This is a genomic window from Posidoniimonas polymericola, assembly GCF_007859935.1.
GTDB classification, from domain to species: domain Bacteria; phylum Planctomycetota; class Planctomycetia; order Pirellulales; family Lacipirellulaceae; genus Posidoniimonas; species Posidoniimonas polymericola.
Genome location: NZ_SJPO01000003.1, coordinates 1 through 11,681, shown reverse-complemented (window position 1 = coordinate 11,681; position 11,681 = coordinate 1). Strand labels below are relative to the sequence as shown.

Sequence of the window (11,681 nt, the reverse complement as noted above, 5' to 3'; positions counted from 1 at the left end):
GCGGTTCAACCGCAGCCAACCCTCAACGCCGCGGCGAGTCGGCCGACCCGCCGCGGCGTTTTTCATCCCGCCCCCTACCGTCCTCCCCCCAACATGAACGCACCCTTCACCCGTGTGCTCCTGCTAGCCGCCGGCGCGTTGCTGACCGCGGCTGTCGGCGTCGACGCCGCGCAGGACCTGTCGCCGGACGAGGCCGCCTACCGCCAGGTCGTCCGCGGCCGTGCCGAGAAGATCGTCACGCAGCTCCAGCTGAGCGACCCGGCCCAGGCCGAGCGGGTCACGACGCTCATCGCCGACTACTACCGCGGTCTCCGCGACCTGCACGACGCGCGCGACGCTCAACTCGAGGAGCTGGCCGGCGGCGACGAGCAGCCGCGGACCCTCGCTAAGCACGAGTCGCAGCTCGCCCTGCAGAAGCAGCGGCGGACCTTCCTGGCCGGGCTGTCCGCCGACCTGTCGGCCGAGCAGGTCGACCGGGTCAAGGACGGCCTGACCTACGGCGTCGTGGGCGTGACGATGGGCGCCTACCGCGAGCTGCTGCCCGGGCTGACCGACGAGGAGCAGCGTTACATCTACGCCAACCTGGTCGAGGCCCGCGACTACGCGATGGAGGGCGGCTCTTCGCACGAGAAGCACGGCTGGTTCGGCAAGTACAAGGGGCGGATCAACAACTACCTTTCTGCACGCGGCTACGACCTGAAGCAGGCCGAGCGGGAGCTCGCCGAGCACGAGCAGCAGGCCGCCAACCAATCCAAACCGCAAGAGTAGTCATGCCTAGCCACTGTTCGACCCGCGTCGCGGCCACCGCCGCGTTGTGCCTGTCCCTGTGCGGCGGCGTCCTCGCCCAGTACCCCAAGATCACCTCGGAGGTCGCGGCCGAGAGCGCGCGGCGGACCGAGGCGATGCGTCTCCGCTCGGACGAGGCCTGGGAGCGGGCGCTGCCGGCGATCGAGGCCGCCGCCGAGCAGGGCAAGCCCTACATCCCCGACGCCGCGCGGCCGGAAGACCTGCCGCAGGCCGAGATCCCGGCGTTCCCGGGCGCCGAGGGGGGCGGCATGTACAGCTTCGGCGGCCGCGGCGGGCGGGTGATCGTGGTAACTAACCTTAACGACGACGGCCCCGGCAGCTTCCGCGCCGCCCTCGAGGCGGGCGGACCCCGCACCGTGGTGTTCAACGTGGCGGGCGTCATCAAGTTGAAGAGCCGCCTGGTGGTCCGGGCGCCGTACCTGACGATCCACGGCGGCTCCGCGCCGGGCGACGGCGTCTGCATCGCCGGCGACACGGTCGAACTCGAGACCCACGACGTCGTGATCCGGCACATGCGGTTCCGCCGCGGCGCCACCTGGGTCGGCGACCGCAACGACGCGCTCGGCGGCAACCCGATCGGCAACATCATGCTGGACCACGTCTCGGCCAGCTGGGGGCTCGACGAGAACCTGTCGATGTACCGCCACATGTACCGCCCCGAGGACGGCGGCCCCGACGTCAAGATGCCGACCGTCAACATCACGATCCAGAACTCGATCTTCAGCGAGGGCCTGGACACCTACAACCACGCGTTCGGCAGCACGCTGGGCGGTTACAACAGCACGTTCCACCACAACCTGTGGGCGTGCAACACCGGCCGCAACCCGAGCGTCGGGATGATCTACGACTTCAACTTCATCAACAACGTGCTGTACAACTGGCGGCACCGCACGGTGGACGGCGGCGACCATCGCAGCTTCTACACGCTGATCAACAACTACTACAAGCCGGGCCCGGTCACGCCGATGGATCAGCCCATCGCCCACCGCATCCTCAAGCCCGAGGCCCGCCGCAGCCCCTACTACCTGCTGGACTACGGCAAGGCCTACGTCGACGGCAACGTGGTTGAGGGGAACGAACGGGTCACGGCCGACAACTGGGACGGCGGCGTGCAGGTCGACATCGGCCAGCCCCGCGAGCCGCTCAAGAAGGGCGTCCGCGTTCCGACCAACCAGCAGCTGCTCGACGAGATCCGCTCCGACCGCCCGTACCCGCACTCGTACGTTGACATCCAAACGGCCGAGGAGGCCTACGAGCTGGTGCTGGCGGGCGCCGGCGCCACGCTGCCCCGCCGCGACCCGGTCGACGAGCGGATCATCGGTATGGTCCGCTCCGGCACGGTGACCTATGAGGAGGGCAAGGGCATCCTGACCGACATCTCGCAGGTCGGCGGCTACCCCGAGTACAACGGTGAACCCTACGCCGACGCCGACGCCGACGGCATGCCCGACGAGTGGGAGCAGGAGCACGGCCTCAACCCGCACGACGCCGCTGACGCCATCGCCGACGCCAACTCCGACGGCTACACCAACATCGAGGCCTTCCTCAACGGCGAGGACCCCGCCGCGCCGCGTGACCAGCCTATCCAATCCCCGCGGACGTATGTTGACCTGTTCTGGCAGTCGTTCTAGCCCCTCGTTGCTGATGGCGGCGTTGCTCGTCGCGGCGGCCCTGCTGCTGGCGGTTGCCGCCCCCACCCGCGGCGAGTCGATCCTCAGCGGCGACCAGGCGCGGGAGCTCGTTGAACAATTCGTCGAGCGTTTCAACGCGTGCGACCAGGAGGATGTCCAGAACGCGGTCTCCAACGCCGAGGCGGCCGACTGGATCCTCGACAACGCGCCCCGCTTCGACTGCCCCTCGGCGCGGCTGGTCGAGACCTACTACTTCCGCTGGTGGACCTACCGCAAGCACATTGTCGCCACGCCCGAGGGGCGGGTGCTGACCGAGTTCCTCACGCCGGTCAGCCACGCCGGGCCGTACAACACGGTGTCGTGCGCGGTGGGGCACCACATCGCCGAGGGCCGCTGGCTGCGTGACCAGGCCCTGCTCGACGAGTACCTTGGCTTCTGGTTGACGAGCGGCCCCAACGGCGGCCTCGCGACGCACTACCACAAGTTCAGCAACTGGAACGCCGCGGCGTTGGTTGAGCGGGCCAAGGTGACCGACGACTGGCGGTGGCTGGTCGGGCAGCTCGACGCCCTGCTCGCCGACTACCAGGCGTGGGAAGCCGAACGCCAACTCCCTAGCGGCCTCTTCTGGCAGCACGACGTCCGCGACGGCATGGAAGAGTCAATCAGCGGCGGCCGCCGGGTGAAGAACGTCCGGCCGACGATCAACAGCTACATGGTCGCCAACGCCCGGGCGATTGCCGCCATCGCCGAACGGGCCGGCCGCGGCGACCTGGCCGCGGCTTACGCCGACAAGGCTGACCGTCTGCACAAGCAGATGATCGACGCGATGTGGGACGCCGACGCGGGATTCTTCAAGGTGCGGCTCGAGTCGGGCGGGCTGTCCGACGCCCGCGAGGCGATTGGCTTCATCCCATGGGTGTTCGACCTAGCGGGCCCCGAGCACACCGCGGCTTGGGCGCAGCTCAAGGACCGTCAAGGCTTCTGGGCGCCGGCCGGGCTGACCACCGCCGAGCGCCGCCACCCGGCGTTCCGCACGCACGGCACGGGCACTTGCGAGTGGGACGGCGCCGTGTGGCCGTTCGCCACCAGCCAGACGCTGACCGGAATGGCCAACCTGCTGCGGGGGCCGCAGCAAGACGTTGTCGGCCGGGCCGACTACTTTGAGCAGCTGCTCCGCTACATGGAAAGCCACAAGCAGCACGGCGCCGCCTACATCGGCGAGTACCACGACGAGGTCACCGGCGAGTGGCTGATCACCGGCCCCAAGGCGCAGCGGAGCCGCTACTACAACCACTCGACCTTCAACGATCTGGTCATCAACGGCCTGATTGGCATTGTGCCCCGCGAGGATGGTATCCTGGTGGTCGACCCGCTCCTCCCGGCCGACGCTTGGGACTGGTTCTGCTTGGAAGACGTCGCGTACCACGGGCACAACGTGACTGTCTTGTGGGACCGCGACGGCCAACGCTACGGCCGCGGCGCCGGACTCACCCTGATCGTCGATGGGGAGCCGGTCGCCAACTCGCCTCGCCTCGAACGCGTATCGAGCGAGCTACCGTCCGCCACTCAGGAACGAGACCCATGACTCTGCGAATCCAATCGGCGTTGGCCCTCGCGTTGCTTGCGATCGCGGCCACGCTGACAACGAGCAGTGCGTACGCCGCGGATCCCAACGCCGACGGCGGCGTCATCTGGCTCGACCACCCGGCCGGGCAGTGGACCGAGGGCCTGCCGGTCGGCAACGGCCGCCTGGGCGCGATGGTGATGGGCGGCGTCGCCGAGGCGCGGTGGCAGTTCAACGAGGACAGCGTCTGGAATGGCGGCCCCCACAGCTACGCCCACGCTGGCGCCGCGAAGGTCTTGCCGAAACTGCGGGAGCTGCTGCTCGCCGGCAAGCAGGCCGAGGCCGAGAAGCTAGCCATGAGCGAGTTCATGTCCGAACCGGTCCGCCAGCGAGACTACCAGCCGTGCGGCGACCTCCTCATCGCGTTCAACCACCAAGGCGAGCCCGAGAGCTACCACCGGGCCCTCGACCTCGACACGGCGCGCGTCACCACCAGCTACCGCGTGGGCGAACGCACCTACACCCGCACGACGCTCGCCAGCTACCCGGACAACGCGATCGTCATCCGCCTGAGCTGCGACCAGGCCGGCGGCCTGTCGTTCCAGGCGAGGCTCACAGCACCGCACGAACAGTCGCAGACCAAGTCGTCCGACGACCGCACGCTGCTGCTCACCGGCCGGGTCGGCAATAGCGACGAGGACCAGGTCCGCTTCGCCGCCCACGCCCGCATCACAGAGACCGACGGCCAGCTAGGCCGCGATGGCGACGCCCTGTCGGTCAGCGGCGCCTCGCACGCGACGCTGCTCCTGACCGCCCGCAGCAATCACCTCGGCTACCGGGACCTCTCGGGCGACCCGACCGCCCGCAGCGAGGCCGACCTCCAGCCGGCGTCCGAACGCGAGTACCAGCAGCTCGTCGACCGTCACACCGAAGACCACCAGTCGCTGTACCGGCGGGTGTCGCTCGAGCTCGCCGGCGAGGTGAGCGACAAGCCGACCGACCAGTGGGTGCTCGCCAGCCAGGGCCAAGCCGATCCGAAACTCGCCGAGCTGCTGTTCGACTACGGCCGCTACCTGATGATCGCCAGCAGCCGCCCCGGCGGGCAGCCCGCCAACCTGCAGGGCCTGTGGAACGAGGACCTCCAGCCGGCCTGGGGCAGCAAGTACACGATCAACATCAACACCGAGATGAACTACTGGCTGACCGACCCGTGCAACCTGCCGGAGTGCGCCGAGCCGTTGTACGACGCAATCGGCGAGCTGTCGGAGTCCGGCGCCGAGGTGGCCCGCGAGCACTACAACGCGCCGGGCTGGGTCGTCCACCACAACTTCGACCTGTGGCGCGGCGCGGCGCCAATCAACGCCTCGAACCACGGCATCTGGCCGACCGGCGGCGCGTGGCTCTGCCAGCACCTCTGGAACCGCTACGCCTTTAGCGGTGACGAGGAGTTCCTCCGCCACACCGCGTACCCGCTACTGAAGGGCGCCTCGACGTTCTTCGTCGACTACCTGGTCGAAGACCCCCGCAACGACCAGGGCCTGCTCATCAGCGGACCGAGCAACTCGCCCGAGCAGGGCGGACTGGTGATGGGCCCGACCATGGACCACCAGATCATCCGCGCGTTGTTCGAGTACACCATCGCCGCCAGCGAGCAACTCGACGTCGACGCCGACCTGCGTGGCGAGCTGCGGTCGCTCAGCGCCCGGATCGCCCCCAACCAGATCGGCCAGCACGGCCAGCTCCAGGAGTGGATCGAAGACGTCGACAACCCGTCGAACCGACACCGGCACGTGTCACACCTGTGGGGCGTGTTCCCGGGCGACGAGATCACCCCCGACACGCCCGATCTGTTCGACGCGGCCCGCACGTCGCTCGAACAACGGGGCGACGAGGGCACCGGCTGGTCCCGCGCGTGGAAGATCAACCTGTGGGCCCGGCTCCGCGACGGCGACCGGGCCGAGAAGGTGCTGCGTGGCCTGCTAACGCTGACCGAGTCGCCGCTGACCGACTACCGCGGCGGCGGCGTGTACGCCAACCTGTTCGACGCCCACCCCCCCTTCCAGATCGACGGCAACTTCGGCGCGACCTCGGGCATCTGCGAGATGCTCGTGCAGTCGCACCGCACCACCGACGACGGCCGCCGGCTGATCGAGCTGCTCCCCGCCCTCCCCTCCGCCTGGCCCGACGGCGAAGTGAAGGGACTCTGCACGCGCGACGGGCTGGTGATCGACATCAAGTGGAAGGACGGTCGGTTCGAGGAGTGTGTCGTGCAATCCAATCTTGATGGACGCTTCCGTTTTGTGTTCGGGGCACACTACTCCGACTCCGACCTCGCGGCCGGCGAGAGCACGACGATCCACCCCGGTGCGGCAATGCTGCGTTAGCACGATCGCGACTTACTCACCATGAAACCGAGTCGACAAATGGGGACTGGCTCTGTGCTTTGGGGGGTCTTGGCGCCAATGGCCAGCCGTTGTCGCTCAGTGCCTGCCCCCATTTGTCGACGGGCCAATCCTCCGTGGTCGCTCACAATTCTTGTAGTGACCCTCTTGTCAGGCGTTGCTCAAACGATCGCGGCGGCCAATTGCGACCAGTGGGGCCGCTGCGAGCTCAAGCTTACAGGCCCGGCCACGGGCAACCCGTTCGTCGACGTGAAGCTCACCGCCGAGTTCACCCAGGCCGATCAGCGGATCACGGCCGCCGGCTTCTACGACGGCGACGGCGTGTACCGCGTGCGGTTCTCGCCGCCGACCGTCGGCGAGTGGAGCTACGTCACCTCGAGCAACGCCAAGCAGCTCGACGGCCAGCGCGGTTCGATCACCGCCGCGCCGCCGACCGGCGACAACCACGGCCCGGTCCGCGTTGCGCGCCAGTTCCACTTCGCCTACGCCGACGGGACGCCGTTCAAGCCGCTCGGCACCACCTGCTACGCGTGGACCTCGCAGCCCGACGAGCTGCAGGAGCGGACGCTCGAAACCCTCGCCGCCGCGCCGTTCAACAAGGTGCGGATGTGCGTGTTCCCCAAGCGGTACACCTGGAACGAGAACGAGCCGCCGAGCTACGCCCTTGAAGGCACGCCGCCCGACCAGTGGGAATTCGATCGCTTTAATCCCGAGTTCTTCCGGCAACTCGAGCGGCGGATCGACCAGCTCGCCGGGCTCGGCATCCAGGCCGACTTGATCCTGCTGCACCCGTACGACAAGGGGCACTGGGGCTTCGACCGCATGCCCGCCGAGGCCGACGACCGCTACCTGCGGTACGTGGTGAGCCGGCTGGCCGCGTTCCGCAACGTCTGGTGGTCGCTGGCCAACGAGTACGACTTCATGAAAGAGAAAGAGGAGTCGGACTGGGACCGGATGATCCGGGTCGTGACCGACGCCGACCCGTACGGCCGGCTGACCAGCATCCACAACGGCTTTCAGATCTACAACCACACCAACCCGCGGCTGACGCACGCCAGCATCCAGAACGGCTCGGCCGCCGAGGACCCGGGCCGCGCCGTCCTGTACCGCGACGCCTACCGCAAGCCGATCCTGCTCGACGAGATCAAGTACGAGGGCGACATCCCCAAGCGGTGGGGCAACCTGTCGGCCGAGGAGATGACGCACCGCTGCTGGAACACGATCATCGCCGGCTGCTACCCGACGCACGGCGAGTGCTACCTGGCCGACGACGACATCCTGTGGTGGGCCAAGGGCGGCGTGCTCAAGGGCCAGAGCCCCGCGCGGCTCGCGTTCCTCAAGCAGGTGCTCGACAACGCCCCAGCTGCTGGCATCGACCCGATCGACAAGTGGCAGCACCCCCGCATCGCCGGCCAGCCGGGCGCGTACTACCTGGTCTACCTCGGCAAACAGTCGCCCGAAGAGTGGTACTTCGTCCTGCCGAAGCACGGCCTCGAGGACGGGATGCGATTCCGCGTCGACGTGCTCGACGCGTGGAACATGACCGTCACGCCGATCGACGGCGAGTTTGTCGTCAAGCAGCAGACGCCGTACTTGTTTGCAGATGAGAATGAACGCACAGTCCCGCTGCCGAGTCGGCCCTACCAGTGTGTGCGGATTGAGCGGGTGGAGAAGAGTGAATAATGGCCAGCAAATACACCGCGGCGAAGCCGCGCGCTTACTCCCTCCCCCTCGTGGGGAGGGCCGGGGAGGGGGGCGGCCCCGCGGACGGATTTGGCCCACGGGTGAACCGCGGGCAGTCAGCTGCTCCAGGGCCTCCCCCCTCCCCTAGCCCCTCCCCACGAGGGGGAGGGGGACACATGCTGGCAAGCCTTTCCAGCGCGCTCGGACTTACTCTTCTATTCAGCGCCTGTGTTGGCGCCGCCGAACCGGTCCTCCCCATCGCCGACACCACCACCAGCCCCCACGCGGTGCTGCGGCCGATCGGCGTCGAGCAGGCCCAGTGGACCGACGGCTTCTGGGCCGAGCGGTACCGGGTGTGCCGCGAGCGGTCGATCCCGACCATGGGGGACATCATGGAGAGCGGACGCTACAAGCCGTTCCTCGGCCACTTCCTGATTGCCGCCGGCCAGGCCGAGGGGGACTACCACGGCGCCGCCTGGAACGACGGCGACTTCTACAAGTGGATCGAGGCCGCCTGCGCGATGCTCGCGGTCGAGCCTAATGGAGAGCTCCGCGCGGCGGTCGACCGGTCGGTCCGCGCGATCGTCGCCGCCCAGCGCGACGATGGCTACCTCCACACGCCGGTGCTGATCCGCGCCAAGAACGGCGACCCCACCGCCCAGCCGCTCTCCGACCGGCACGACTTCGAGGTCTACAACATGGGCCACCTGATGACCACAGGGTGCGTCCACTACCGGGTGACCGGCTCGACCGAGCTGCTCGACGCGGCCAAGCGGGCGGCCGGCTTCCTCGAGCGGGCGTTCGCCAACCCCACGCCCGAGATCGCCCGCAACTCGGTCTGCCCGTCGCACTACATGGGCGCGGTCGAGCTGTACCGCACCACCGGCGACCAGCGTTACCTCCGCCTGGCGGAGCACTTCCTGGCGATGCGCGACCTGATCACCGACGGCGGCGACGACAACCAGGACCGCGTGCCCTTCCTCGAGCAGCGCGAGGCGGTCGGCCACGCCGTGCGGGCGAACTACCTGTACGCCGGCGTCGCCGACCTGCTGCTGGAGACCGGCGACCCCCGGCTCCGCGGGCCGCTCGACGCCGTGTGGCGGAACGTCACCGAGAAGAAGCTATACGTCACCGGCGCGTGCGGCGCGCTGTACGACGGCGCCTCGCCCGACGGGTCGGCCGCGCAGGGCGAGATCACCCGCACCCACCAGGCGTACGGGCGCAACTACCAGCTCCCCAACACCACCGCCCACAACGAGACCTGCGCCGCCCTCGGCGCCGTCTTCTGGAACTGGCGGATGCTGCTCGCCACCGGCGAAGCGAAGCACGCCGACTGGATCGAGCTGGCGATGCACAACGCGGTCCTGTCGGGCGTCGGCCTCGCGGGCGACGACTACCTGTACGTGAACCCCCTGCGGCGTCTCGACCCCGAGCCGGCCGACCTGCGGTGGCGCCGCTCGCGCGAGCCGTTCATCGTGTCGTTCTGCTGCCCGCCCAACGTGGTCCGCACGCTCGCCGAGCTGAGCGGCTACGCCTACAGCAAGTCGGACGACGCGCTGTGGGTCCACCTGTACGGCGCCAACAAGCTCTCAACCGAGCTGGCCGGCGGGCGGCTGCGGGTGACTCAGCAGACCGACTACCCGTGGGACGGTGCGGTCACGCTAACGATCGACGAGTGCCCCAACGCCGAGTTCGCCCTCGCGCTGCGAATCCCCGGCTGGTGCGACGGCGCGACGCTCCAAGTCAACGATGAGGAGACCGACGCCACCGCCGACGCGAATGGGTACGCATCGATCCGCCGTCGCTGGAAGCCGGGCGACACCGTGAAGCTCGACCTGCCGATGCCGGTCGTGCTGCTCGAGTCGAACCCCCGCGTCGAGGAGACGCGCAACCAACTGGCCGTCAAACGGGGCCCGGTGGTCTACTGCCTGGAGGCGGCCGACCTGCCGGCCGGCGTCCGCGTCGACCAGCTCGCCCTGCCGGCCGACGCCGAGCTGACCCCGCGATTCGAGCCCGACCTGCTCGGCGGCGTCACCACCATCACCACCGATTTATTGCAGCGCGACCAGCAGGCGTGGTCGTCGCTCTACCGCCCGGCTAGCGCCGACCCCGGCGAACGGGTCAAGGCAAAGCTGGTCCCGTACTACGCCTGGGGCAACCGCGGCCCGGGCGAGATGTCAGTCTGGCTGCCGCGGGACTGACGGCGGCGGAGCGTCCCGCCGCCAACCATCATGGAAGAACCGGCCGATCGTTCGTTGACGAGGCGGCCCGACTGATCAAACGCTTCGTGCTCCCACGAGGTATGCCCACGCGAGCGTGGGCATGGCGCCCGGCGTATCATCGTCGTAGGATTGATTCTTGCCTTACTAGGAGCCCGAGTGGTGGCGAAAGAACCAGACGAGAATGCCGGAGATGACATTAACGAGAGGCTGCTGCAATGGGTCCGCGAGATAGAGGCCCGCTACCCGGACACAGACGACGATCCGCCGCCGGTAAGGGTCAAGGGGGGAGTGGACGCCGAAATCGTCGAGTACCTGCTTGCACTCGAAGAGAAAACGGACTTCAGCCCCATTTTCAAGACCGACGAGGCAGGGAGGGTGATCGACGTTGGGATTGGCGTTCTCTCCGGCGACGGCATGGCCATTAAAGAGATTCTTGAGCGGGTTGAGCCCCTCCGCAGCGTCGCCTCGGCTGAGGTTTATGAGGTGGGCTCGGAACCTTTGGAAAACCCCTTCAAGGATGCCGACCTCCTATACCTGGCCGGGTGGACAAAGCTTACTAGGCTCAAGGTCTCGGTCAGCAAGGTCAGTGGCCATGCTATGGTCAACCTCACCTGTCAAAACAAGCTCGAGGATTTGGTGCGGCTTTCCTATGGCAGACACACGACCGACGCCGACCTAGTGCTCGCGTCGGTCGCCCACTGTCAGAATCTCCGCGAGATCGATCTCCGCTTGACCGACCTGACAGACGACGGCGTGCGGCGCCTCGCGCAGCTCACCAAACTAGAGAAGCTCGACTTCAGCAACACCAGCGTGAGCGGCGAGGGATTTGCCGATGCGCAGTATGCACTCGCATTGCGTGATCTGAACTTGGAGAAATGCCCAATCACAGACCGTGGATTGAAGCAGATTGGGCAGTTTGTAAACCTAGAACAGTTCTACGCCGGAGGAAACTGCAAAAAGGTCACAGATAGCGGCATCAACTACCTTACTCAACTTGAGCGACTGAAAACCGTATCAATATGTGGAGCCAGTATCACCGCAAGAAGCACAGCTTCACTTGAACGACTCAATCATCTCAAAACCCTTTGGATTGAGAACACACCTCTTGGTGACGAAGTTGTTCCCAACCTCAGTCGCTTAGTGAGCCTTGAACGCCTGTGGGCGAAGGGTACAAAGATCTCAAACGATGGCTTCAAGCGGCTGCAGCAAGTATTGCCTAGGTGCGAATTGATACGAGATTGAGGTTAACCCGGATATTTCATCCATTGTTTTCAAAGCCGGGCGGCTGGTGGCACTTTACGCCGTTAACCCTCTGAGTTGGTTAGCGGTTTGTACTTGCAGTTTGGTCGCCTTGAGGATTTTGGGCGGTGTG

At 67.3% G+C, this 11,681-nt stretch carries 7 protein-coding genes; all 7 read left to right on the top strand.

The features are described 5' to 3' along the window. Nucleotides 1-93: 93 nt before the first annotated feature. On the top strand, nucleotides 94-768 hold the full coding sequence (locus tag Pla123a_RS06865; protein WP_146585243.1) for a DUF3826 domain-containing protein: 675 nt from the start codon (nucleotides 94-96) through the stop codon (nucleotides 766-768). Between the two features lie 2 nt (nucleotides 769-770). Continuing rightward, complete coding sequence (locus Pla123a_RS06860) at nucleotides 771-2,438, top strand: pectate lyase family protein (protein WP_197527761.1); 1,668 nt, start codon at nucleotides 771-773, stop codon at nucleotides 2,436-2,438. Beyond that, the gene (locus tag Pla123a_RS06855) at nucleotides 2,410-4,023 is read left to right on the top strand and encodes an MGH1-like glycoside hydrolase domain-containing protein (RefSeq protein ID WP_197527760.1); all 1,614 of its coding nucleotides are present in this window, start codon (nucleotides 2,410-2,412) and stop codon (nucleotides 4,021-4,023) included. The genes Pla123a_RS06860 and Pla123a_RS06855 overlap by 29 nt, the downstream gene beginning before the upstream one ends. Beyond that, on the top strand, nucleotides 4,020-6,386 hold the full coding sequence (locus Pla123a_RS06850) for a glycoside hydrolase family 95 protein (RefSeq protein WP_146585241.1): 2,367 nt from the start codon (nucleotides 4,020-4,022) through the stop codon (nucleotides 6,384-6,386). The genes Pla123a_RS06855 and Pla123a_RS06850 overlap by 4 nt, the downstream gene beginning before the upstream one ends. A gap of 156 nt (nucleotides 6,387-6,542) precedes the next feature. Next, on the top strand, nucleotides 6,543-8,087 hold the full coding sequence (locus Pla123a_RS06845) for a DUF5060 domain-containing protein (protein WP_197527759.1): 1,545 nt from the start codon (nucleotides 6,543-6,545) through the stop codon (nucleotides 8,085-8,087). 176 nt (nucleotides 8,088-8,263) lie between these two features. Next, the gene (locus tag Pla123a_RS06840) at nucleotides 8,264-10,288 is read left to right on the top strand and encodes a glycoside hydrolase family 127 protein (protein ID WP_197527758.1); all 2,025 of its coding nucleotides are present in this window, start codon (nucleotides 8,264-8,266) and stop codon (nucleotides 10,286-10,288) included. Between the two features lie 180 nt (nucleotides 10,289-10,468). Further along, nucleotides 10,469-11,551, top strand: a complete 1,083-nt coding sequence (locus tag Pla123a_RS06835; RefSeq protein WP_146585234.1) for a leucine-rich repeat domain-containing protein — start codon at nucleotides 10,469-10,471, stop codon at nucleotides 11,549-11,551. Nucleotides 11,552-11,681 lie beyond the last annotated feature (130 nt).